Origin of the sequence: Kribbella sp. NBC_01510 (assembly GCF_045040325.1) — a bacterium.
GTDB lineage: Bacteria > Actinomycetota > Actinomycetes > Propionibacteriales > Kribbellaceae > Kribbella.
The window spans coordinates 755,268-779,150 of sequence record NZ_CP109418.1 but is presented as its reverse complement, the minus strand read 5'-3'; the positions used below and the strand labels follow the sequence as shown (position 1 = coordinate 779,150).

Below are 23,883 nucleotides of genomic sequence, written 5' to 3'. Positions count from 1 at the left end.
TCGACCGCTCACCGGAACGTTCTGCATCCCCCCTTGCGGACGAGTCCGGAACCTAGGCGGCGGGCGTGTGCCGGGCCCGAGCCGGTGCGACGGCCTGCTCCGGGCTGACCGTCGCCGGCGTCCGCTGCCGGCGTCTCCTGACCAGCTTGTCCAACTCGACGACGATCGGGAGCAGCGCGGCCAGGCCGAAGCAGGTGAGCCACTGACGCGGACTGAGCGCGACGGTGAGCAGCCCGCTCTGGATCGTCGGGAGCTGGGTGGCCAGGAACACCAGTACGACGGAGATCAGGCTGATCCCCAGCGCCTTCACGATCGGTGGGGTCAGGCCGCTGGCAGGGTCGCGCCGGTTGACCACCGCGTTGAACATGGTCCCGAGACCCATCACCACGAACGTCATCGTCATCGACACGCTGCCTTGCGTCGTACTCGGGTCGTCCGGCCCCGCCACCAGGGGTACGAACGCGGCCAGGAAGAGCACGAAGGCGTAGACGATCCACATCACCACAGCGCTCCGGTTCGTGATCGGTACGGCGGGGTCGCGCGGTGGACGGTGCATGACGTCGGGGTCACCGGGGTCGACGGCGATGATCACCACTCCGACGGCGGTGGCGAAGAACAACAGGTACAGCACCATCGACGGCGTCATCGCCGCCCCGTCGTTGATGTCGAACACCGTGGCGGCGAGGAAGAGCAGGACCAGCGACAGCAGTTGCGTCATCTGGTAACGCACGTACGAGACGACCTTGTCGTAGACGCGCCGCCCGATCTCGACGGCGTGGACGAGGGTGCCGAAGTTGTCGTCGGTGAGCACCATTCGCGCGGCCTGCTTGGTCACCTCGCTGCCGCTTCCCATCGCCACCCCGATGTCGGCCTGCTTGAGGGCGGCCGCGTCGTTGACGGCGTCGCCGGTCATCGCGACGATCAGGCCCTGCTCCTGCATGGTCCGGGCCAGTCGCAGCTTGTCCTCGGGGGTGACCCGCCCGAACACGTGCAGCTCGGGCATCCGCCGCTTCAGTTCGTCGTCGCTGAGCGCCACCAGTTCCGCGCCGCTGATCGCGCCGGGACCAAGGCCCAGTTCCTCGCCGATCGCCTGCGCGGTGACCGCGTGGTCACCGGTGATCATGCGTACGTCGATGCCCGCGGTGAGCGCCGTACCGACCGCGCTCTTCGCCTCCGTGCGCAGCGGGTCGATGATGCCCGCCAGCCCGACGAACGACAGCCCCGTGGTCAAGGACATCGGATCACCGGTCATCGTGCCCAGCTCGTCCTCCGAGACCAGCCGGGCCGCGAACGCGAGGACGCGCAGGCCCTTCTGTCCCATCCGCGTGTTGGCCTCGTCGATGCCGTGCCGTGACTCCGCGATCGGGACCTGCGAGCCGCTGAGCGGACCGCCCGCCTGGCTGCAGCGCGCGACGACGACGTCGGGCGCGCCCTTGACCAGCTCGATGACGTGCTCGGTGCCGTCGACGGTCACCCGGTGGAACGTCGCCATGAACTTGTACTCGGAATCGAACGGAACCTCTGACAGCCGCGGGTAGGTACGCCGGGTCTCCTCGGCGTCGATGCCGAGCTTCGCGGCCAGCACCACCAGCGCGGCCTCGGTCGGGTCGCCGATCACCGATCCGTCGTCGCCGACCACCGCGTCGCTGTCGAGGGCCAACCCGAGGCCGAGGCGGGTGAAGTCCGGCACGGGAGCGCCTGCCACCGAACGGATCGCGCCGCTCTTGGCGTAACCCTCCCCGTCGACGGTGAACCACAACCCGCTCGCGTACAAGGTCGAGACCATCATCTGGTTCAGCGTGAGCGTCCCCGTCTTGTCGGTGTTGATCGCGCTCGTCGCACCGAGCGTCTCGACGTCGGTGAGGTTCTTCACGACGGCCTTCGCCTCGGCCAGCTGCTTCGCGCCGAGCGAGAGCAGGCCCGAGACGAACGCCGGCATGCCGGTCGGGATCGCCGAGATGGCCATGGCGGTGCCGAGCAGCAGCAGGTCCTTGCCCGGCACCCCGCGGATCAGGCCGACCACGACGATGACTGCGACCGATCCCCAGGCAACGATCCCCAGGACCTTCGTCAGTGAGTCCAGCTCCCGCTGGAGCGGTGACCGGGTGCGTGTCACCGAGGTGAGCATCGTCGCGATCCGGCCCATCTGCGTCTGCATGCCGGTCGCCGTGACCACGATCGTGCCCGTGCCCCGCGTCACCGAGGTGCTTTGGAACAGCATGTTGGTCTGGTCGCCCAGACCGACGTCCGCGGAGGCCAGTGGGCTCGCGCCCTTGGCGATCGGCGCACTCTCTCCGGTGAGCGCGGCCTCCTGCGCCTCCAGGGTCGCGGACCGGACGATCCGGCCGTCGGCGGGCACGATGTCGCCGGCCTCGACGTGGACGATGTCGCCCGGGACCACCTGCGTGGCCGCGATCATCGTCACCTCGCCGTCGCGAACCACTCGCGCCTGCGGCACCTGCAGGTCGGCGAGGGCGTTGACGCTGGCCCGTGCCGTGAGCTCCTGGCGGGTGCCCAGCCCGACGTTCAGCAGGATGAGCAACGCGACGATGATCCCGGTCGAGAGTTCCCCGATCACCAGGCTCACGATCACGACGGCGATCAGCATGATGTTCATCGGGTCGCGCAGTTGCTGCAGCGCGATGGCCCAGGCCGAGGGCGGCTTCTCCGCGGCGATCTCGTTCGCGCCGTACGTCGAGAGCCGGCTCGCTGCCTCACTCCCGGCAAGCCCTGACGCCGCATCGGAGCCGGCTGCGGCGACGACCTCGTCCGCGGCGAGCACGTACGGCGGACGCTCTGCGTCGGTCGCTGTCATCCCGGTCTCACTCACCTGTGTCTCCTCTCGGTCACGGCGTACTGCCAACAGGTGCATCGGCTTCCTTGCCCGGAGTCGGGAGCATGGTGGTGATGACGAAGGCGACTGCCACAGCCACCACGACCTGCGGCGTCACCGTCACACCGTCCTTGCCCAGCAGCAGGGTGGCCAACAGCGTGGAGGTCATCGGCAGCCGCAACATCGCGGCACACATGGCTCCGATGCCCATGCCGATCGCCGGCGCGAGACTCATGCCCGGCAACCCGCTGGCGGCGATGCCGATCACCGCACCGATGAACATGGCAGGGAAGACCGGTCCGCCGCGGAACGCGCTCAGCGAGAGCCCGTAGGCGAACATCTTGCAGGCGGCGAGCACGATCAGCACCCCGACCGAATAGTCCGTGGCGTCTGCGACCAGCTCAGGCAGCGCATCCTGGCCGGAGAACAACACCTGGGTGAAGCTGTGGTCGGTGATCAGCTGGTAGGCCATCGCGGTCAGGCCGATGACCAGGCCGAGACCCGCGGTCACCAGCACCCGGTTCAGATGGACGACCGGACGCAACGACAGCCCGATCCAGCGGATCACCCAGCCCAGGAGCGCCCCGGCCGCGCCCATGGCCAGCGCCCAGGCCATCGTGGCCACCGTCGGATCCACAGCAGGCGGTACCGAGGTCAGGGACAGTGAGAAGCTGCCGAGTCCAGTCCAGTTGTCCAGACCGACGAAGACCAGAGCGCCGACCCCAGAGGCCAGCAGCCCCGGCAGCGTCACCAAGCTCAGCCTCGCACCCCCGATGCCGGCCGCCTCCATGATCAGGAATGCGCCGAGCACAGGGGAGCCGAGGAGCGTGCTGATCGCCGCGAAGCTGCCGGCCGCCGCCATGACCGTCAGGGCCATGGGTGGCGCGTCCTTCTTGATCAGGTGCACGGTCAGCGCCGCAAGGCCGCCGCCGATGGCGATCAGGGGAGCCTCGGGCCCGAGGACGGCACCGAGACTGAGGGTGGTCAGGGAGGCCAGGACGATGGCGGGCAGGTCCCGGTCGACCGGCGGACCTCCGCCGGTCTTGAACCCGAAGGCGGGTGAGTGCCCGCCATTGCCGGGCAGGTACCGGATGGTCAACCCGGTCAACAGTCCACACAGCGCCAACCAGGGCACCGGCCACCACGCGGGCGCGCCCCCGGTGAAGATCTGCTTCGGGAGATCGTCGAACAAGGACTCCTGGATCGCACCGGTCAGCGCCAGGAAACCGTACGCGACCGCTGAGATCGGAATCCCGAGGAGCGCGGCGAGGACCAGCGCGATGAGGTACGGCTTCGAACGGATGACCGCCGAGGGGTCCATCGCCGGCGGCGACGAGGGCGGTGCACCGATCGACACGACGGACTCCTCTCAGCCGCCTCCACCATCCACGTGGTCGGCGACGGCCGCATCGTCCGGGCCGGACGATCTCCGCTGCATCGGTTCGGCGACCCTGGGTGAACGGACCGGCACCTGCCGTGAGATCACCCCCACGGGGTGATGCCTGGCCAAGGCCCCTGCCTGACGCTCGAGCCTGGACCGGCAGGCCCGACGAGTGGGATGGCTCCGACGGGGGTAGGCATGGGCGGCGTCATCGGTGACATCCTTCCGCTCGCGTTGGGGGTCGCGATCAGCCCGATCCCCATCATCGCGGCGATCCTCATGCTCCTGTCACCGAACGCGAGGACGACCAGCATCGGGTTCCTGGCCGGCTGGATCGCCGGCGTCGTCATCGCGGTGACTGCGTTCACCCTGCTGTCGTCCCTGCTGCTGGAGGAGGATCCGAACGCCTCGAAGCCGGTCCAGGGCACGATCAAACTGGTCCTCGGCGCCCTCCTCCTCGTCCTGGCCGTCAAGCAGTGGCGCGGTCGGCCCCACGGTGGTGCGCCGCCGGAGTTGCCGAAATGGATGTCGGCCATCGACACGCTGACCCCGGTCAAGGGGCTCGGGCTCGGAGTACTGCTGTCAGCTCTGAACCCCAAGAACCTCATCATGGCCGCAGGGGCGGGCGTCGTCATCGGGAAAAGCGACCTCAGTACCGGTCAGATCGTGGTCGTGATCGTCGTCTACACGGCGATCGCCGCCTCGACCGTCGCCGTACCGGTCGTTGCCTACCTCGTCGTCGCCGACCGGATGGCACAGCCGCTCGAGGCTCTGCGCACCTGGCTTGTCCGCGAGAACACGACCGTGATGGCGGTCCTGCTGCTCGTGATCGGCGTAGTCATGATCGGCAAGGGGATCGGCAGCTTCTAGGCGGGACTCTCCGCGTCTCGTCACCCAGCAGGGGTGATGCCGTGCTACCCCTCTCGGTATCACCGTAGGGGTGGGTGGAAGGGGGAGCTATGGCCGAGAAGACTGGGGGTGGCAGATCGGCGAGCCCTGCGCGGGTGTTCCGTGGAGACTCGAAGCGGGCCGACGCCCGAGGGCAGTTGAGTCGTGCGGACCGGGTCGCGCTGGGAAAGGACGCCCGGAGGGCCACTCCGCGGGAGTCGCACGCGGAGTTCGAGCCCGGCGAGTCGCGGGATCCGGTGGGGCTGCTGCTGGAGCAGTCGAAGTCGCGGGTGCCGGAGCTGGTGCCGATCCGGCACGGGCGGATGCTGGTATCGGCGTTCACGTTCTACCGGGGCGCCGCGCTGCCGATGGCGGCCGACTTGGCCACGACTCCCACGTCAGGGTTGCACGTGCAGTTGTGCGGAGATGCGCACCTGTCCAATTTCGGTGCGTACGCCTCACCGGAGCGGGAGCTGGTCTTCGACGTCAACGACTTCGACGAGACGCTGCCCGGCCCGTTCGAATGGGACGTCAAGCGGCTGGCGGCGAGCGTGGCAGTGGCGGGACGGGACAACGGGTTCGGAGGCAAGCACCGCCGCAAGTCTGTCCTCGCGGCGGCGAAGGCGTACCGGAAGGCGATGCGCGAGTTCGCGGCGCAGACCTTCCTGGAGGTGTGGTACGCGCATCTGGACATCGAAGAGGCCATTGAGCAGTTCCGGTCCCAGATGAAACCCAGAGGCTACAAGGTCACGGAGAAGATGCTGGCCAAGGCCCACACCCGCGACAGCACCCAGGCGCTGCGCAAGCTGACCACGGTGGTCGATGGCCGTCGGCGGATCATCAGCGACCCCCCGATGGTCGTCCCCGTCGAGGAGGTCTTCCCCGACCTGCAGGCCAGTCAGGTCTATGAGCAGATACAGACGGTGCTGGGCAAGTACCGGCGCACCCTGCAGTCCGACCGGCGGCACATGCTCGAGCAGTTCACGCTGGTCCAGGCGGCCCGCAAGGTCGTCGGCGTGGGCAGCGTCGGCACCCGCGCGTGGATCGTGCTGATGGACAGCGGAGGCGGAGTCGAACCGGTGTTCCTGCAGGCCAAGGAGGCGCAGCCGTCGGTCCTGGCGGACTACTGCAGGCGCACCAAGTACACCAACCAGGGCGAGCGCGTGGTCGCCGGACAGCACCTGATGCAGGCCGAAAGCGACATCTTCCTCGGCTGGACCCACACGCCCGGCCCGGACGGCGTGGACCGCGACTACTACGTCCGCCAGCTCAAGGACTGGAAGTTCTCGTTCCCGATCGAGCAGGCGGGCCCGTCGGGCATGGTGGTCTATGCCGAGGTGTGCGGAAGGACCCTGGCCCGCGCTCACGCTCGCTCAGGCGACCGCATCGCCCTGGCTGCCTACCTCGGCGGCTCGGACGTCTTCGACCAGGCAATCGCCGACTTCGCCGAAACCTACGCCGACCAGAACGAACGCGACTACGCCGCGCTCCAGAGCGCCGTCGATGACGGCAGAGCCGCAGCGACCACCGACATCTGAAACCGAACCTGGGCCGTCCAGACCGGACAGCCGAGAAGGAAAGGAAATCGCGCCATGGCAGAGCCCGCCATCGATCCCGATGCGGAGCACAGGGCGTCACTCGGGCGCCGGTACTTCGTCCGGTTCGAGGAAGACACCTTGCGGCAGCGGCCGTTGTGGATCCGGCTGATCATCGAGTTCCTCGGCACCTTCGTCCTGGTGACGGTGGCGGCCGGATCGGGTGTGATCAACCATTACGTGGGCAACGCACCGATCAGCAGGACCGCAGCGGTGATCGCGCCCGGTGCGGTGGTGATGGCCATGATCTACGCCTGGGGCCCGCTGTCGGGACTCCACATCAACCCCGCTGTGACCTTCGCCTTTGCCGGCCGGGGAGTGTTTCCGACCAAATGGGTGGTGCCGTACTGGGTGGTCCAGCTCGCCGGGGCCATCTGTGCCGCGCTGTTCCTGCAGGGGATGTTCGGCGACGCCAGCGCGGGTGGGAACTACCCGATCAACACTTCCGGCGGGGAGTGGAAGTCGTTCGTGATGGAAACCGTGCTGACTGCGATCCTGGCCAGCATCATCCTCAACACTGCGACCGGAGGCCGCAGCATCGGCCACAACGCGGCGATCGCGGTCGGCTCGACGGTCGCCCTGCTCGGCTTGTTCGCCAGCCCGATCAGCGGCGCGTCCATGAACCCGGCCCGCTCCCTCGGGCCCGACATCGTCGGCAACGACTACACGGGCTGGTGGATCTACGTCGCGGGCCCGGTGCTCGGGGCCGCCATCGCCGTGGCGATCATCGGAACCGTGCGCGGACGGCCCGACCCGGACGAGCTCGCGGCCGCCGAGGGCGGCGCGCTGCCGATGACCGCCACCCCCACAGACGCGAAAGCCACTGAGTAGGCCGGCCCGCAGACATGTTGGCCTCCGGCCAGCGTCAGGAGCGTGTGGCGATGACGGCTGAACCGCCCGAGGTCCGGGTCGGCGCGGGAGAGCGCAGCCTGGAGGTGCGCTGGATCTTCCCGGGCCGGCTGGAGACCACGGTGACCGGGTGGTTCGGGCGGTTCCCGATCGGGACGGAGTCACGCGAGGACAGCTACCTGCTGGCCCCGCGGTTGCCCGGGCTTTCGGTGAAGATCCGCGGCGGCAGGGCACTGGAGGTCAAGATGTACCACGGGAGCCTGGGAATCCTGGAGGTCGCGGGCCGCGCCCGCGGACGCCTGGAGTCCTGGCAGAAGTGGTCCTTTCCGGTCAGCGCGGCCGACCAGGACAGCGGCAGCCCGCTCGGGTGGCGACCGGTTGGCAAGAGCCGGCGCATAGCCCATTTCTCACTGGCCGGAGGACAGATCGTGGCCCGCCCCTCGGAGCTGGACCACGAGCCGCAGTGCGACGTGGAACTGACCGAGGTCAGCAGCATCGGCCAAGACTGGTGGACCCTGGGATTCGAGGCGAGCGGTCGTTCCGATCTGCTCGAAAGCACACTCGAAGCCACCGCCCGGCTCGTCTTCGACCGGCCCCTCCCCGGTGGTGCGAAGCCCGGTCTCGACGAATCCAAGTCCTATCAGCAGTGGCTGACCCAACGCCACGACCCCGAGACCGGGGTCTCTTGACATCGAGCGTCAGCGGAGGACGAGTGCGAGCGCGATCACGAAGAAGAAGACGCTTTGTGAGCTGTGGACCGCGATGCCGATCAGAGAACTGCGCCAGCGGCGCGAGGGCAGGGCCTCGGCGAACGTGTCGACCAGGAACGTCTGCGGGATCACCCACGGCTCGTGCAGGTGATAGCAGGCGAAGAGCACGCCGTTGACGAGCCAGTCGGCCCGGCCGAACGTCCCCATCCGGGGCAGCAGCAGACCTCGGAACAACAGCTCTTCGCCGAGAGCGGTGTTGAAGATGAACACGATGACGAGCAGGGCGAACCAGATCCAGTTGCCGGACATCCACGCCTGCCCGCTGTCAGATCCGAGCAGCAGACCGAGGTCGCGGGACACCGGAGTAGGGAGAGACGGCAACATCTCTTCGAGGGCCAGCAGAGCCGTCAGCGGCACTACCATCCACCAGAGCCGGTTGCTGCGCTTGCCGGTGCGCGGGCTGATCGGGGCGTTGAGCCACAGTGCGGCCTTGACGACCGGCCAACGCAAGGTGCCCTGTTCGCGTCGTACGACGATGAGAACGAGGACGAACTGCCAGATCAATCCAGCCGCGAGGCACACGATGAGTGCTTGTGGAAGGGCCATCGGCCCCGAGAAAGCGTGCGCCAGGGCGGGCGCGACGACCCAGGCGAGCACTCCCATGGGTAGGGCCGCCGCTGCCCACACCTTCAGCACAGTGCCGCGGGACCAGGTCGGAATGTGGACTGCCCGGGTGGCGGTGTCGGATGTCGTCATGTCGCCCACTCATTCGTTTCCGCGGGCTGAGGCTCGTCCTCAGCAATCCTTGGTGTTCACGACGCTATGGGCGGGTCCCCCCGGAGCGCGTCGTCGGAAGGCCTTGTTCACGGGGGCACCAAGCGATGAGTGGCCGTGCGACCTTGGTAGGACGCGACGACGATCGTGGTGACGTACGTTGACCGGGTGAGCCGAGCGCGGCTGTTCTTCTCGAAGTACGGTCTCGACGTCCTGATTGTGATCGCGGCGGTCGAGAGTGCGATCAGTACGGCGCGGCGCGACGACCCGGGTCACCCGACCGGCCCCCTGCTCTTGTTCGAAGTGCTCGCGGTCTCAACGATCGTTCTCACCCTGCTCGCCCGACGCCGCTTCCCCTTCGGCGCACCGGCGGTCACCTGGCTGTGGAGTGCGGCGCTCTCCTTCGTGGACGGCCTGCTCATCGTCGACAAGGCCGGGCTCTTCCTCGCCGGAATGGGTGCTGCCCTACTCCTCGGCAACCTGCCCCGCGACAGGCAGGCACGGGTCGGCCTGGCGATCGTGCTCGGCGGTGCGGCGATCGTCATCTACAACGACCCGAATCACGTGCGCGGCGATGTGATCTTCACGCCGGTGCTGTTCGCGATCGGCTGGCTGGTCGGCTACGCGCTCAGGGAGCGAACCGAGCAGACCAAGGCCGCCGAGGAACGCGCGACCCGGGCCGAGAGAGAGCGGGAGGCGGCGGCTCGCGTCGCGGTGGCCGAGGAACGCGGACGGATCGCGCGAGAGCTCCATGATGTCGTCGCGCATGCCGTCAGCGTGATGGTCCTGCAGGTGGGGGCTGTGCGCCACCGGATGCCCGAGACCGACACGGAGGATCGCGAGACCCTCACGAACGTCGAGCAAGCCGGACGCACCGCTCTCGCGGAGATGCGCCGCCTGCTCAACGCCATGCGACATGACGACGACGAACTCGAGCTCCTGCCGCATCCGGGACTCGGCAACCTCGACGCACTCGTGGACGACGTACGAGCCGCGGGGCTGCCCGTACGGCTCCAGATCAGCGGTGAGCCGGTCGCGCTGCCGCCAGGTCTCGACCTCTCCGCCTACCGGATCTTGCAGGAGGGGCTCACCAATGCCCTGAAGCACGCTCGGGCGAGCCAGGCGGAGGTGGAGGTGCAGTACACCGCCACAGAGCTTCGACTCGAAGTCCGTGACGACGGTCCCGGCGGTCCTTCCACCGACGCCGGTGTCGGCCACGGACTGGTCGGCATCCGCGAGCGCGTCAGGATCTTCGGCGGGGGCATGAGCGCGGGCACCTCCCGGGCCGGCGGTTTCGTACTCCGCGCGCAGCTTCCGCTGGATCACGGTGCCCGATGACCATCCGTGTCCTCGTGGTGGACGACCAATCGATGGTGCGGGCAGGGTTCCGGCTGCTGCTCGCCGACGAACCCGATCTGGAGGTCGTGGCGGAAGCGAGCAACGGCCTCGAGGCGGTCGCCCAGGCAGCCCGCTTCCACCCGACCGTCATCTTGATGGACATCCGCATGCCGGAGCTCGACGGGCTCGAGGCGACCCGGCGGATCCTCGCCGCCGATGCGTCCGCGCGGATCCTGATCCTCACCACGTTCGATCTCGACGACTACGTGTACCAAGCACTGCGAGCCGGCGCGAGCGGGTTCGTCCTCAAGGACGACCCTCCCGAGCAGCTGATCGCCGCTGTGCGCACTGTCGCCGCCGGAGATGCTCTCCTTTCACCCGCTATCACCAAACGGGTGATCCAGCACTTCACCCGACTCCAGCGACAGGCTCCGCCGAAGGCCGTGGACACCTTGACCACCCGGGAGACGGAGGTGTTCCGCCTGATCACGCGCGGTCTGTCCAACGCCGAGATCGGGCACGAGCTGTTCATCAGCGACACGACGGTCAAGACGCACGTCACCCGCCTGCTGCAAAAGCTCGCGCTGCGCGACCGCGCACAGGCGATCGTCCTCGCCTACCAGACGGGCCTGTTCGACGCGTCCGAGACGCAACCGGACGACCCGAGCTGAGGGTCCTACCTGAGTAGGACCCACAGCTCATCGGCTGGTCGGACTGAAGCGCGACCTCATGACGACGCGCCGACGCGATCGGGTTCCTAGCGTTTGAGACATGATCACCATCGACTCTCTGTCCAAGAAGTACGGCGCCAGCACCGTCGTGGACGACATCAGTTTCGTTGCGCCAGCAGGCCGGGTGACCGGCTTCCTGGGTCCGAACGGGGCCGGCAAGTCCACCTCGATGCGCATGATGGTCGGCCTCACCGCACCCACTTCGGGGAGTGCCACCATCTCCGGTCGCAGGTTCGCAGACCTTCCCAACCCAGGGCGGGAGGTCGGCGTGATGCTTGACGCTTCGGCCCAGCATGCCGGCCGCACCGGCCGCGAGATCCTCACCATCGCCCAGCGGACGATGGGGCTACCCAGCCATCGGGTCGCGGAGATGCTGGAGCTGGTCAGCCTCACCGAAACCGAGGCGAACCGCCGGGTGCGCAACTACTCGCTCGGGATGCGCCAGCGACTCGGCATCGCCACCGCCCTGATCGGCCACCCGGCCGTGCTGATCCTCGACGAGCCGGCCAACGGGCTCGACCCGGCCGGCATCCGCTGGATGCGGGACCTGCTCCGCGAGTACGCGGATCAGGGCGGAACCGTCCTGCTGTCGTCGCACCTGCTGCGGGAGATCGAGGTCATTGCCGATGACATCGTGATGATCGGCAAGGGCAGGATCGTCTGCCAGGGCTCGAAGACGCAGCTCCTGCAGTCTGCGGGCACGGTCGTCCGCGCCGTGGACCTGTACGCGCTCAAGCGGGCGCTCGACACGTCCGGTCTTCACGCCACCGTCTCGGACGACGGGGCTCTGCGCACCGACGCGGACCCGGTACGGGTCGGACGAGTGGCACACGAGGCAGGCGTGGCTCTCGTCGAGCTGCGCACCGCCGACGGCGGACTGGAGGAGATGTTCCTTCAGCTCACCGCCGACACCCAACGAGAAAGGAAAGCAGCATGACCGCCATCGTCGTCAATCCCGTCCGCGATCAGCGCGCCGACATCCATCCGGTGCCGCTCTCGAGAGTCATCGCGGTCGAGCTGCGCAAGATGTTCGACACCCGTTCCGGCTTCTGGCTGATGGCGAGCATCGTCATCACCGCCCTGCTGACCACGATCGGGACGATCGCGTTCGCCCCTGACGCGGACCTCACCTACTACACCTTCGCCAAGGCGATCGGATTCCCGATGACGGTCGTACTGCCGATCATCGCGATCTTGTCGATCACCGGCGAATGGAGCCAACGCACCGGCCTGACGACGTTCACGCTGGTCCCGCGACGAAACCGCGTGATCGCGGCCAAGGTCGTCTCGTCGGTCGCCGTGGCCGTCGCCTCGATGGTGTTCGCCTTCGTGATCGGAGCCATCGGCAACGTGGTGGGAACCGCGATCGCCGGGACGGACATGGTGTGGGACGTGTCGCTCGCCGAGGGCCTGAACATCGTGCTGGGCAGCCTGCTCTGCCTGCTGACCGGCACCATGCTGGGCATGCTGATCCGCAGCTCGGCGGCGGCCCTGGTGACGTACTTCGTCTACTCGCTCCTGCTGCCCACCGTCGCCGGCATCCTGGCCACCAGCCAAGACTGGTTCCGGCACCTGCAGCCATGGGTCGACCTCAACTACGCCCAAGCCGCCCTCTTCCAAGGCACCCTCACCACCGAGCAGTGGGCCAACGTCGCGGTCACAGCCTCAACCTGGCTCGTCTTGCCCGCCATCCTCGGCCTCCACCTGGTCATGAAGTCCGAAGTCAAGTAACCGACAAGCGAGCGCCTCAGTCCTCGGACTTCTGGTCCTCGGGCTCGGCCGGTCTCGTCGCGTCACACGCTTGCTTGAACCGCCGCGAGGTGCTGTCTCCAGCATTCCTCCGGGATGCAGTTCCCGCGGGATCCACCTTGGCCGAGGCGTTGCGTGACTCCCCGTGCGGATCGATCATGAGGCATTGATTGGGCGGTGCGCCGGTTCCGATCCGAGTCGTCCGCATCTCCCTGGGGAAGGGGAATCAGATGAGGAAGTTCGTGCTGCTCGTGGGAGCCGTGCTCACGCTGACGCTGGGGTTGCTGACCCCGGCGTCAGCGGCGACACCCGGCGCACTGACCCCGGCGACAGCCTCTGCCAACTGCCAGGCCTTCTTCGGCGTCCCAGCCGGACCCGAGCCACTGTCCGCCTGTCAGTGGGACATGCGTGCGATCGGAGTCGGTGCGGCGTCCTACGCCAACGCCACTGGTGACGGCGTCAACGTGGGGGTGATTGACGGCGGGGTCGACTTCACCCACCCCGACCTTGCCGGCGGCATCGACGTCGCTCGGTCGTGCTCGTTCATCTTCTCGACCACGCCGACGGCCGACCCGCGGGAGATCGCCAACGGTGACTGCAGTAACAAGGCCGCAGTACAGGATCTGCAAGGCCACGGCACGCATGTATCCAGCACGATCGCCGGCCGGGTCAACGGCGTCGGCATCGCCGGTGTGGCACCCAGGGCCAAGATCGTGGCCATCAAGGCCTGCACCATCATGGGCTTCTGCTTCGCCGACTCGGTGGCTGCCGCGCTTCGGTACGCCGGTGACCAGCGCCTCGACGTCGTCAACCTCAGCCTGTTCGCCGACCCGTGGCTCTACTTCTGCGGCAACGACGCCGAGCAGCGAGCGATGCTCGCGGACCTGCGGAATGCCTCTCGGTACGCACAGCAGCGCGGCGTCGTGATCGTGGCCGCGGCCGGCAACGAGGCGCAGGACCTGGGGCACCCGACCACCGACACCATCAGCCCGGACTGGCCGCCGGACACAGCCGTGACCCGCGAGGTACGCAACAACTGCCGAGTGGCGCCTGCTGAACTCCCCGGTGTGGTCGCGGTATCGGCCTCTGGCGTGACCACGCTGGCCGGTTACTCCAACACCGGAGGTCCGACCGTGGACGTGACGGCGCCAGGTGGCGACGCGGTGCAGACTCCTGGTACGACGTTCGGCCGGGTCCTTGCCGCCTGGTCGAGCACCGATGGCACCGGCCAATGGGAGGCCTTGGCCGCCACCGGGCGCGGGGTCGAGGACGCCAACGGCGCCCGGTGGGTCTGGATCAGTGGGACGTCCATGGCATCGCCTCACGTGGCCGGGGTGGCAGCGCTGATCCGTCAGCTCCACCCCAACTGGAGCCCAGGTGCCGTGGCAGCGCAGATTCGGCGTACTGCGACGCCGACGGCATGCCCGGCCGTCTGGCCGGCCGATGACGTCCGCCAGTGCACCGGCGGCCCGTCGAGCAACACCTTCTTCGGCGCAGGCATGGTGAACGCCCTGGCCGCCACCTCCTGACACCGAAGCGCTGAGTGGGGCGGGCACCAGCCCGCCCCACTCTCGACCTTGACGCTGCGGCCATCGCCGGACCACAAGGTGCCCGGCCCCGGCACCCTGTGCCTCCGGCGACGGAGGTGGCGTGAAGCGTGGCGGTTCAGGTGCGTGGCCTTACGTCGACCGTGGTCGCGGACTAGGTTTCGTTGGTATGACGACCATGCTCGAACGACTCAGGGATGCGACGAACTCCCATGATGCCCGGGCAGTGGCGTCCTTGTTCGCCGAGGACTACCAAAGCGTCCAGCCGCTTCACCCGGGCCGTGCTTTTGGTGGGCGCGCGCAGGTGCTGGAGAACTGGTCGTCGGTGTTTGAGGGTGTGCCGGACTTTGTCTCGGAGTTGGTTGCCTGTTCGGTGGACGGAGGGACCGAGTGGGGCGAGTGGGACTGGCGCGGTCACCACGTGGACGGCTCACTCTTCGCTATGCGCGGTGTCACGATCCTGATCGTGCGTGACGGCTTGGTCGCCGCGGCGCGTTTGTACCTGGAGCCCGTCGAGGTTGGCGGCGGGGACATCGACGTTGCTGTCCAGGAACTGTACAAGCCCCCACCCGTCCCGTCCTCCTGATCCGTGCCTGATCTCCTTCGGTTGGTATGACGCCCCCCCGCTACGCCCTCAGCGTCACCCCCCATCACGACCACGTGCGGAAGGTGGCGCGGTTCCAGCAGACGCGGAAGAAGTGGCTGCGCGCCCAACCCGCCCCGCCTCGTCCGCCCCGCCTCGTCCGGCGCGACTCGTGCTGCCGACTTGCCGGCCGCGGCCTTCCTCGCTGAGGCATTAGGTGCCGGGTGCGCGATACTTCCGGTGACGGGACGGCCTGGTACGCCAAGCCGGAATCCTCGTCGTGGGGTGGAGATCGGAGACGCGATGGGGCAGGCGCTGCTTCAGTTGATACCGCTGGCCCTCGCGGCGGCGCTGAGCAGCGTCCCCATCACCGCCACCATCTTCATCCTGCTGTCGGACAGCCGCAGCCGTTCCGGCCTGGCCTTTCTGGCCGGCACGGTGCTCGGTACCTTCGCCACCGTCGTGTTGGCGATAGTGGCCGGCCAGGCACTTCCCGGACGACCGCGCCAACATGAGGCCCTCGTCGGGAAGCTGGAGGTGGTGATCGGCATTGCCCTCGTGCTGCTGGGCGTGGTGACCCTCGCGCGTCGGCCCCGTGCCGGGAGCGGAAGTAGTCCGGGCTGGCTGAAGCGCATCGGCACGTTCGGCATCCTGCCGGTGTTCGGCATCGGCCTGGCGCTGACCCTTCGTCCGAAGGCGATTCTCCTGGCGGTGGCGGCGGGCCTGGCGATCGTCGGCGTGAACCTGGTGTTCCACGACGACCTCGGCCTGGTGGTCTTCTACACCGTGATCGCCACCTGCACCGTAGGTGTTCCCATCGTCGCGACGCTCCTGTTCCCGCGGTGGATGGAACCTCGCCTCCTCTCGGCGAAGGGGTGGATCGCCGCGCACTCCACCACGGTCGGTGCCACGATGATGATCCTGATCGGCGGCTTCGTCATCGGAGTCGGGGTGAGCGGCTGAGCACGCCGCCCGGACGACGCGTGCCATCATCCGTCCCGGATGATGGCTGCTCTCCTCGTCCATCCGACACTTGTCGGACAGCGGTCGAAGGAGTGAGCCGGGTGCGCTCGGTGCGTGACACGTTCACAGACGGCGGGTGGACCGCCGGGTACATCAGGGTGCGCGGCCGGTCGGTCTACTACCGCCGCAGTCTCGGCGATGCACCTGACGTCCCCATCGTTCATGTGCACGGCTTCGGCATCTCCGGCAGCTATTTGATGCCGACCGCACGGCTACTGGCCGGGCGTCGAGTGAACCTGGTGCCCGACCTGCCCGGCTACGGTCGCAGCGAACGAGGCGAGCACGTGCTTGGCATCCCCGAGCTCGCCGACACGCTCCTCGCCGTCCTCGACGAGATGCACATCGACACCGCGGTCCTGGTGGGCAACTCCATGGGCTGTCCCATCGGCCTCGAGATCGCCCACGCCGCGCCCGAACGGGTGCACCGCCTGGTTCTCGTCTCCCCGGCCGGCGGAATCCAGAATCAGCCACTCCCGCGGGCGCTCGGCCAGCTCGGGCTCGATGTGATCCGGGAGAGCCCGCGGATGGTGCCGATCGCCTTGCCCGACTATGTGAGGTTCGGGCCCTTGAACGGTCTGCGACTGTTCCACGAACTCACCCGGTTCCCATCCCTCGAGCGCCTGCTGAACGCGCCTGTTCCGTCGCTCGCCGTCCTGGGCGGCCGGGATCCGCTCATGCCAGGCCCCGATCGCGTACGAGATGTCGGTGGGCGGGCGCATGTCAGCGTGGTGGTGATCGAGCGCGCAGCACACGCCATCAACTTCAGCCACCCACGCCAACTGGCGCAGGTGATCGACAACTGGCTCGCCGGCCGAGATCCCTCCACCGGCCCCGGGATCCGCGCACTCGACACCCGGTAGCACTGCGATCCGCGGTCACCTCATAGCTCGCCACCGAGTGCGTCATGCCATTGCCGACGATCCTGGACAACCTGATTCGGTCCGCGTACCGGTCCAGATCACCGCGGTCAGCCGGTCGCCCGATTCGTTGAGGGGCTGGTTCGCCGACGTGTGGTTATGACGTACTTCACCGACTCCATTGCGAGGAATGCGGTGATGACGGCGATCAGGACGGGGGCGGTCTCGAGTGCCCCCAGTTGGGTCATGAACGCGGCAAGTAGCACCAGCGCGAACGGCGCCGAGATCATGGCTCCGGGAACCGCGGCGAGCAGGCAGGTGAACGCCAGGCCCAGGGGCACGCCGGGGATTATCTGGTGGACGAGCACTCCGGCTGTGCCCCCGATGAACAGCGTTGGGAAGATCGGGCCGCCGACGAACCCGCTGGCTTCGCTGATGGCGAAGGTGAGGATCTTGGCGACTACGAGGGCTGCCAGGAAGCCCGCGCCGAGTGTTCCGCCGGTCTCCAGTACGGTTTTGAGCTGATCACTGCCCGTGAACATCGTCAGCGGCAGGATCACGCCGACGACGCCGAACGCCAGGCCGCCGATCACTGACCGAACGACGGCCGGAACCTTGAGTCGACCGAACATCCCTGCTGCCAGCTTCATCACGGTGGCCAGCAGCGTCACCACGACCGCCGCGAACAGGCCCAGGCCGATACCTGCCAGCAGTTGCCAGTCCTTGAACGTGTAGGCGGGCACCTGGTAGGCGTCGAGGAAGAAGGAGCCCGCGACGATGAAGTAGATCGCGAACGAGACGCTGGAGGAGACGATGGTGGCGGCCAGCGTCTTGGCCATCCGCTGTCCGCCCGGGCGGGCGACCTCCAAGATCAGCATGACCACGATCACCGTGCTGGAGAACAACCCGCCGTAGGCGCCGGCGAACCCGGCGTGCGTGTTCACCTTGCTGTCCTCGTCGGTGAGCCGTCGTCGCTGCGAGACCCACTCGGCAGCCCCGCCGCCCATCGACCCGAGCGCCTGCTCCGGGCCCAGGCTGGCCCCTCCGATCAACGACGCGGCCGAGACGGCCACGATTCCCGGCACCGATCGGCGGTCGACGTGTCCGTGCTGGAGGTCGTCGATCAGGCTGGGGATCTTGGCCGGAAGGTGGGTCCACCGGCGCAGCAGGCCGACCACGACTCCCGCGGCAGCAGTGACCCCGACCCACCACCACTGGCCGCCGAACCACCCCGGATCCGAAGCCGTGTACCAGTTGTCCCCGAGCCCGATCAGGCCCATGAACAGCAGGGCAGCGACTGCGCCGAACACGCCAAGCCCGACCGCATTCACCATCAGCACCCAGAACTGTGGCGTCTGAGCGAACGGCGGTGCCGGCGTCGAATCGGGTGGGGCGCTCATGAGGTGTCTTCCTGCTGCTTGGTCCGCACGTGGGCCTCCTTCTGTAGAGACATCCCGGGCCCTTGTGGTCTGACCCAGTGTTCGCCGGCCCGCCTCCTGCCGCCGGCATTCACCACCGTGGTCGAGAAGTCCACCTCATGCTCATGTCGTACCCCTGCTCCCGCGCCGAGGGCACGTCCTCCTCATCCGGATCGGGTAGCGCGCCCCGCGCGATGCGGCACGCGCGCTGTCCATATCGCCGGTGACGTCTGCCTCGCTGCTCGTTCCCAGCGTCCGTGGTCGCTGTCTCAAACTAGAGCGCGACTGAGGCGACTGCGTCACCCAGGCCGGATGATCCGGTGAAACAAGCTCTTGACGCGGAGGAGTAGACGCCCTGGCGCTCCGATCGCCGGTTCGGGACGATCGGCAGATCTGCCGCTGGAGGACGATGCGAGCTGTCCTGCGCGTTCGGGGTCGAGGGTGCCGCGGGCTCTTCCTGGACGAGGGGCTCCTGGCGGCGGCGATGGTCATCCGCTCAGGGTGATGCCTGCCTCGGGGAGCCGATTCAAGACTTGGGGGATGCCGATGACTTCTCGGGATGCCAGCGCCGCCATCCGTCACCAGCACCGCGACGTACTCGCGTCCCTGCCTTTCTCGGACACCCAGGACTTCGAGGACGCGAATCGCGGTCTGATCGCCTCGATCGAGGATCCTGTCCTGGCTGGGGACGGCACCGTGTTGTGGGACAACTCGACCTACGACTTCCTCCAGGGTGATGCTCCGGACACGGTGCATCCGAGCTTGTGGCGTCAGTCGAAACTTGTCGCGATCGACGGTCTCTTCGAGGTCGTCGAGGGCATCTACCAGGTGCGCGGCATGGACCTGTCGAACACGACGATCGTCGAGGGTGACGACGGGGTTGTCGTCTTCGACACGGGTGGTACGACGGCAATCCTGTCCACCTGTGGGAGCACCCGCCGGTCGAGAAGGCCAAGCGGTACGTCGACGTGATCGGCGGCGCCGATGTCGTCGTCGACAAGGCACGGATGGCTTTCGACGCCGGCGACTACCGCTGGGCCGCGGAGCTCCTCAACCACGTCGTGTTCGCCCAGCCGGACCACGCGGCTGGTGGTGCGCTACTCGCCGACACCTACGAGCAGCTCGGGTACGGCGCGGAGAACGGCACCTGGCGCGACTTCTATCTCTCCGCCGCCACCGAGTTGCGCGAGGGCGAGTTCGGTACGCCGACGGAGACGACTTCCCCGGACGTCATCGGGCAGCTCACACCGGCGATGCTCTTCGACGCGATCGCTATCCAGATCGACGGCCCGAAGGCGTGGGACGTGAAGCTCAGCATTGACGTCGTACTGACCGACGTCGACGAGCGCTACCGGCTGCGGCTCGCCAACGGCGTACTCACCTACAGCGCCCGCCCTCAGAAAGGCGAGGCCGACGCCACGCTGACCACTACGCTGCGCGCGCTTCCCGCCATTGCCCTGGGTGGCCTGTCGGCCGAGGGCCTCGCAGCCTCGGGCATCGAGCTCAGAGGTGACCCCGACGTCCTTGGTCGCCTCACCGCCCTCCTCGACCCAGGTGACAAGAACTTCGCGATCGTGACGCCGTAGCTTCTCGACCCAGCGGGGAGCCGGATTGGTGCGTTCGGGAACGAGCACGCGAACGGCGGTCTTCGCCTTGATCGCATGATGTGCGGCCGGCCCGTCGGCTTGATGATGTGGAGCACCAGGCCGGCTGTGGGGGGCCGACCGTCACAGCCGGCCGGCAGATCGCCGAGCAAGGACCGATCGCGCATCAGTCGCTGCCGGCAGCAGGTCTGCCTGAAGCTGTCCCTTGAATCCACTGACCGAGCGATCCGCCGTCGGTCGCGATCACATGACCGACAACAGACGCCGCCAGGAAGCAGAATGACGCGACGTACATCCATGCCAGGTAGGTGAAGGCCACGCCGATCGATCCGTACCGATGCGCGCTCTCCTCGAGAGCCCGCGGGAGCCACGCAGCCGAGACCGGACGAACCGCCAGCATCACGGTCGCGAAGACCACCGCCCCCGGTGCGAGCAGCCGCAGCCGGACGGTTCCTGAGAGCAATACCCAAGGCACGAACAATGCAACGGCGAAATCACAGGTGAAAGCCAATGCCCATTGCCAGAGCCGTGGCGGCGGTAGCCCGCCGGCGGGCCCGCTGAGGGCGCGAACCACGATGAGGGACAGTGTCAGCGTGACGACTGCGGCCAGCCATCGCCACGCCCAGCTCAGCCTGCTCCGTGGTCGCGGCAGATCCCAGGTCAGGGCGAACGCGCGGGTCAGTGCCCGCGACAGGCTGGTCGCGGAGACGAGCACGATCAACGTGCCGGTGACACCGAACGCGGCGCCGTCGGCTCCGCGGACCGCATCGTCGAGAACCGACCGGGACTCCGCCGGCATGTGCACAGCATCGCCGACGTCGTGCGTGTCGCCGGCGTCCGCCCAGGTGGCGAACAAGATCAGGATCGGAAAGAGCGAACTGAAGGTCTGTGCCGCGATCGTCATCGACCGGTCGAAGATGTCGACGCGGAGGCTGACCCGGGCACCGGCGACGGCGATCCGGCCTGGCCACCGCGAAAGCAACCACACGACCGCCTGTCGCAGTCGCGGCGGCAACCTGGTGAGAGCAGCCTCCGCTCTTGCCTTGGCTTCGGCCTCGGCCGACCCGGCTCCGGTGTGCCGATCCGCATCCGTCACGGCAGGTCCGGTCGGCTGCTCTCGTCATCTGCAGGTGATGGCGCCAGTCCATCCCGGGCACCTGCGAGGTGCTTCGGTGGCGGCCCGGGCTCGTCCGGTTGGTTCGGGGACGGCTCCGGCGTGTCGGCCGGGTCCGTCTTGCCGGAGATCAGTGGCAGTGCCCAGCGGGTGCGGGGGTCGGCTTCGACCAGGAGTGCTTTGGTGAGCAGGCTCAGTGGTACGGCGAGCAGCGCGCCGAGCGGGCCGATGACCCAGGTCCAGAACACCAGCGACATGAAGGTCAAGGTGGGAGTCAGCCCCACCGCGTCGCCGACGACGCGCGGCTGGATGACGGACTGGATCAGGAAGTTGATCACGCTGTAGACGACGATGACCGCGATCATCAGCCCTGGCCCACCGTCCAGCAGTGCGATGAGGGCCGGCGGGATCACTCCGATGATGAAGCCGATGTTGGGGATGAAGTTGGTGACGAACGCGAGCACGGCCCACACGAAGGCGCCGGGGACGCCCATGATCCACAGGGCCAACCCGTCGAGAACCGCGACGATGAGTCCGAAGCTTGCCGAGACTCCCATGTAGTTGCGGGTCCCGAGCGCGAAGTTGTCGAGCGCACCCACGGGATTGGGGAAGCGGTCGCGAAGCATGGCGAGACCGCGGCGGGTCGAGTCGGTATCGAAGGCCATGAAGAGCAGGACGGTGAGCAGGAAGAAGAGGTTGCTGAGGACGCCGAGCGTGCTCGAAAGTACCGACATCGCGAGGTCGACGAGCTGTCCGGGGTCGACCGCGTTCACGACCGCATTGATCTGGTCCTGCTGGACGCCGAGGTTCCGTAGCGCGTCGCCCGCGTTCGCGACCGCGTCGGTGATCTGAGTGCTGTACTGAGGGATCAGCGCGGCCAGTTGTGCGACCGACACCACCAGGGCAAGGGTGAGGAGGAGCAGCAGTAGGTAGGCGGCGATCACCATGAGGATCGACGCGACCCATCCCGGGATCCGGGGATGCCGTTCGAGCCGGATCCGGATGGGATGGAGGGTGATCGTGATGACCAGGGCGAGAAACGCCGGTCCGATGATTCCGGCGATGGATCGCGCGCCGGCCAGTGCGATCGCGAAAGCGGCGGCACCGACCAGGATCGTCAGGGCGAACGGACGGGCTCGCTCGTAGGCGTCGCGTACCGAGATCGGCGCGCTGGTCATCTGATGCTCCTGTCTGTCCAGGCACGGTGGTTCTCCGCACTGCCATCGTTCAGCTGGTGAGGCGGCCATGCATCACGCCGATCGCGTGAAACCTGGCTGATCAGACCCGCAGCCTGACGGGAAAGGTCGCGATCCAGGCGATGACGGTGACAGGGACGAGGACAAGGACGAGACAGCCACACGAGGTTCACGGGTGCCGACTCGAGACTGGCCCGGTGATCAGGCGGTGACGTCGCGGCCATGGGCAACCAATGCCCAGATGACGAAGATGTCGACCGCGATGATGGTCAGCGACCAGAACGGGTAGTACGGGATGAAGGCGAAGTTGGCCAGCAGGCTGAGCACCGCCAAGATGATGCCGATGACTCGCCCCCAGGTCTTGCCGGCCATCACCGCGAAGCCGGCGCCCACCACGAGCAGACCGCCGGGCAAGTGGATCCAGCCCCAAGCCGTGGCGTCGAACTGGAACAGGTAGTTGCGGGTCGCGACGTAGAACTCGTTCTCGAAGAGCGCGACCAAGCCCATGAACGCCTGGAAGCCGCCGGCCACGATCATCATGATGCCGGCGAACAGGATGAATCCCACCGCCCAACTGCTCTTCTCCTGAACCTGGCCGGCGGATCCGTAACCAGGGGCTGTCTGCTCTGCCATTGCGGACTCTCCTTCACGGGGCGCCACGACGGACGGCGACAACGCTGACGCCGCCTCGGTCGGCAAGGCGCGAGGCTGACTTGGGTCAATCCCACCGCCGGAACGCCGGGCTGGAATCACTCTCATCGTGTGAAATCCGTACCGACCGCTTTCATGCGATGTGGACGATGCGGCGGCTGCGCTTTCCGGGTGGAATCGGAGCTGCAACGCTCCAGACACCGCACTGCGAACGAGGGGATGCACCATGTCCGATTCCACTTCCGAGAGCCCGGTCCTCGACCTGCTCGCGCGGATGACCGCAGATTCGCTCGACGCGTCGAGCCTCGATCCACAAACGCTGATGCTGGTCCGTATCGCGGCTCTGGTCGCGGTCGACGCGGCGCCGATCTCGTATCTGCTGAACCTCGGTGCGGCCGCCGAGGTTGGCGCTGATGCCGAGCAGATCAGCGGCGTGCTGGCCGCGATCGCACCGATCGTGGGTACGGCGCGGATCGCCGCGGCGACGGCGCGGATCGTCGACGCGCTCGACGTCGCCATCGAGGTCGCCGCGCTCGAGGAGCAAGGCGACGATTAGACCTAGGCCGCGCCCCGGAGCGGCTGAGGCAACGCCATGACACAGAGTGAGGGTGGGCAAATGGCTCCTGCCGAGGATCTGACACCGGGCAGGCGCTGGTGGCTCATCGTGCGAGGCCTGCTTCGCGCTGCGGTCACGGCGGCGGCCTTGGTCGCTCTGTACTACGTTCTGCCACTCGACCGCCGGTCGGACGCGGCCGTCGTTGTTGAGCTCGTGATCGGTATTGGGTTGCTGGTGGCAACGATCGCGTGGCAGGTGCGCGCCATCCTGCGAGCCGACGAATCACCCTGCGCGGATGAGTCGATGCGCGGCGCCTGTGGCTACGTTCTGAGCGAGACAGGGTAGGGCGTCTCGGCCCGGTTCGGAGGTGACTGGTGACAGGTGCGCCGAATGTCGTGGCGATCGTGGTTGACAACGTCGGTCGGGGGAACGTCGCCTGCAACAGCGGCTTGGCAACGACACCACGCATCGATGCCCTCACTGAAC

Annotated in this window: 23 protein-coding genes; 16 read left to right on the top strand and 7 right to left on the bottom strand. The window is 67.7% G+C overall.

What is annotated here, in order from left to right; translation table 11 throughout:
* Positions 1-52 precede the first annotated feature (52 nt).
* Positions 53-2,830 carry a cation-translocating P-type ATPase gene (locus OG558_RS03870; RefSeq protein ID WP_405068980.1) on the bottom strand — a complete coding sequence of 926 codons (2,778 nt, stop codon included), beginning with the start codon at positions 2,828-2,830 and terminating at the stop codon, positions 53-55.
* 16 nt (positions 2,831-2,846) lie between these two features.
* Positions 2,847-4,190: a chloride channel protein gene (locus OG558_RS03865; protein WP_405068979.1), complete on the bottom strand. Its 1,344-nt coding sequence runs from the start codon at positions 4,188-4,190 to the stop codon at positions 2,847-2,849.
* A gap of 201 nt (positions 4,191-4,391) precedes the next feature.
* On the opposite strand from OG558_RS03865, the gene OG558_RS03860 reads away from it, so the two are divergent.
* From OG558_RS03860 to OG558_RS03845, 4 genes are all read left to right on the top strand, one after another.
* A complete protein-coding gene (locus tag OG558_RS03860; protein ID WP_405068978.1) occupies positions 4,392-5,084 on the top strand; it encodes a GAP family protein in 693 nt (230 codons plus the stop codon).
* 89 nt (positions 5,085-5,173) lie between these two features.
* Entirely contained in the window at positions 5,174-6,640 is a 1,467-nt protein-coding gene (locus OG558_RS03855) for a DUF2252 domain-containing protein (RefSeq protein WP_405068977.1), read from the top strand.
* Between the two features lie 54 nt (positions 6,641-6,694).
* Complete coding sequence (locus tag OG558_RS03850; protein ID WP_405068976.1) at positions 6,695-7,528, top strand: MIP/aquaporin family protein; 834 nt, start codon at positions 6,695-6,697, stop codon at positions 7,526-7,528.
* 50 nt (positions 7,529-7,578) lie between these two features.
* Positions 7,579-8,235, top strand: coding sequence for a hypothetical protein (locus OG558_RS03845; protein ID WP_329481631.1), 657 nt, complete (start codon positions 7,579-7,581; stop codon positions 8,233-8,235).
* 9 nt (positions 8,236-8,244) lie between these two features.
* Here the strand turns inward: OG558_RS03845 and OG558_RS03840 are convergent, their stop codons facing one another.
* A complete protein-coding gene (locus OG558_RS03840) occupies positions 8,245-9,012 on the bottom strand; it encodes a CPBP family intramembrane glutamic endopeptidase (protein WP_405068975.1) in 768 nt (255 codons plus the stop codon).
* A gap of 186 nt (positions 9,013-9,198) precedes the next feature.
* Between OG558_RS03840 and OG558_RS03835 the strand changes: the two genes are divergently transcribed.
* From OG558_RS03835 to OG558_RS03800, 8 genes are all read left to right on the top strand, one after another.
* Positions 9,199-10,368, top strand: a complete 1,170-nt coding sequence (locus OG558_RS03835; RefSeq protein WP_405068974.1) for a sensor histidine kinase — start codon at positions 9,199-9,201, stop codon at positions 10,366-10,368.
* Positions 10,365-11,039 (top strand): response regulator, encoded by a 675-nt coding sequence (locus tag OG558_RS03830; RefSeq protein ID WP_405068973.1) that lies wholly within the window; start codon positions 10,365-10,367, stop codon positions 11,037-11,039. The genes OG558_RS03835 and OG558_RS03830 overlap by 4 nt, the downstream gene beginning before the upstream one ends.
* A 100-nt stretch (positions 11,040-11,139) precedes the next feature.
* Positions 11,140-12,036: an ABC transporter ATP-binding protein gene (locus OG558_RS03825; protein ID WP_405068972.1), complete on the top strand. Its 897-nt coding sequence runs from the start codon at positions 11,140-11,142 to the stop codon at positions 12,034-12,036.
* The gene (locus OG558_RS03820) at positions 12,033-12,830 is read left to right on the top strand and encodes an ABC transporter permease (protein ID WP_329481626.1); all 798 of its coding nucleotides are present in this window, start codon (positions 12,033-12,035) and stop codon (positions 12,828-12,830) included. Before OG558_RS03825 ends, OG558_RS03820 begins: the two co-directional genes overlap by 4 nt.
* A 248-nt stretch (positions 12,831-13,078) precedes the next feature.
* The gene (locus OG558_RS03815; protein WP_405068971.1) at positions 13,079-14,377 is read left to right on the top strand and encodes a S8 family peptidase; all 1,299 of its coding nucleotides are present in this window, start codon (positions 13,079-13,081) and stop codon (positions 14,375-14,377) included.
* A gap of 187 nt (positions 14,378-14,564) precedes the next feature.
* The gene (locus OG558_RS03810; RefSeq protein WP_405068970.1) at positions 14,565-14,981 is read left to right on the top strand and encodes a nuclear transport factor 2 family protein; all 417 of its coding nucleotides are present in this window, start codon (positions 14,565-14,567) and stop codon (positions 14,979-14,981) included.
* A gap of 282 nt (positions 14,982-15,263) precedes the next feature.
* Positions 15,264-15,941, top strand: a complete 678-nt coding sequence (locus OG558_RS03805; protein ID WP_329481623.1) for a GAP family protein — start codon at positions 15,264-15,266, stop codon at positions 15,939-15,941.
* A 101-nt stretch (positions 15,942-16,042) separates the two neighbouring features.
* Entirely contained in the window at positions 16,043-16,861 is an 819-nt protein-coding gene (locus OG558_RS03800) for an alpha/beta fold hydrolase (RefSeq protein ID WP_329481622.1), read from the top strand.
* 107 nt (positions 16,862-16,968) lie between these two features.
* Here OG558_RS03800 and OG558_RS03795 read toward each other — a convergent pair whose 3' ends face one another.
* The gene (locus OG558_RS03795) at positions 16,969-18,258 is read right to left on the bottom strand and encodes a chloride channel protein (RefSeq protein ID WP_405068969.1); all 1,290 of its coding nucleotides are present in this window, start codon (positions 18,256-18,258) and stop codon (positions 16,969-16,971) included.
* Between the two features lie 564 nt (positions 18,259-18,822).
* Here OG558_RS03795 and OG558_RS03790 point away from each other — a divergent pair.
* Positions 18,823-19,248, top strand: a complete 426-nt coding sequence (locus OG558_RS03790; protein ID WP_405068968.1) for a hypothetical protein — start codon at positions 18,823-18,825, stop codon at positions 19,246-19,248.
* The gene (locus OG558_RS03785) at positions 19,200-19,862 is read left to right on the top strand and encodes an alkyl sulfatase C-terminal domain-containing protein (protein ID WP_405072107.1); all 663 of its coding nucleotides are present in this window, start codon (positions 19,200-19,202) and stop codon (positions 19,860-19,862) included. Before OG558_RS03790 ends, OG558_RS03785 begins: the two co-directional genes overlap by 49 nt.
* 184 nt (positions 19,863-20,046) lie before the next feature.
* On the opposite strand, the gene OG558_RS03780 is transcribed toward OG558_RS03785, so the two are convergent.
* The 3 genes from OG558_RS03780 to OG558_RS03770 all read right to left on the bottom strand — a co-directional run bounded on the left by OG558_RS03780 (position 20,047) and on the right by OG558_RS03770 (position 22,823).
* On the bottom strand, positions 20,047-20,976 hold the full coding sequence (locus OG558_RS03780) for a YhjD/YihY/BrkB family envelope integrity protein (protein ID WP_405068967.1): 930 nt from the start codon (positions 20,974-20,976) through the stop codon (positions 20,047-20,049).
* Complete coding sequence (locus OG558_RS03775; RefSeq protein ID WP_405068966.1) at positions 20,973-22,172, bottom strand: AI-2E family transporter; 1,200 nt, start codon at positions 22,170-22,172, stop codon at positions 20,973-20,975. Before OG558_RS03775 ends, OG558_RS03780 begins: the two co-directional genes overlap by 4 nt.
* Positions 22,173-22,391: 219 nt before the next feature.
* Entirely contained in the window at positions 22,392-22,823 is a 432-nt protein-coding gene (locus tag OG558_RS03770) for a hypothetical protein (protein WP_405068965.1), read from the bottom strand.
* Positions 22,824-23,067: 244 nt separating this feature from the next.
* Between OG558_RS03770 and OG558_RS03765 the strand changes: the two genes are divergently transcribed.
* Together OG558_RS03765 and OG558_RS03760 are read left to right on the top strand one after the other, a co-directional pair.
* Entirely contained in the window at positions 23,068-23,397 is a 330-nt protein-coding gene (locus tag OG558_RS03765) for a carboxymuconolactone decarboxylase family protein (RefSeq protein WP_405068964.1), read from the top strand.
* Positions 23,398-23,457: 60 nt separating this feature from the next.
* Positions 23,458-23,742, top strand: a complete 285-nt coding sequence (locus OG558_RS03760) for a hypothetical protein (RefSeq protein WP_405068963.1) — start codon at positions 23,458-23,460, stop codon at positions 23,740-23,742.
* Positions 23,743-23,883: the final 141 nt, after the last annotated feature.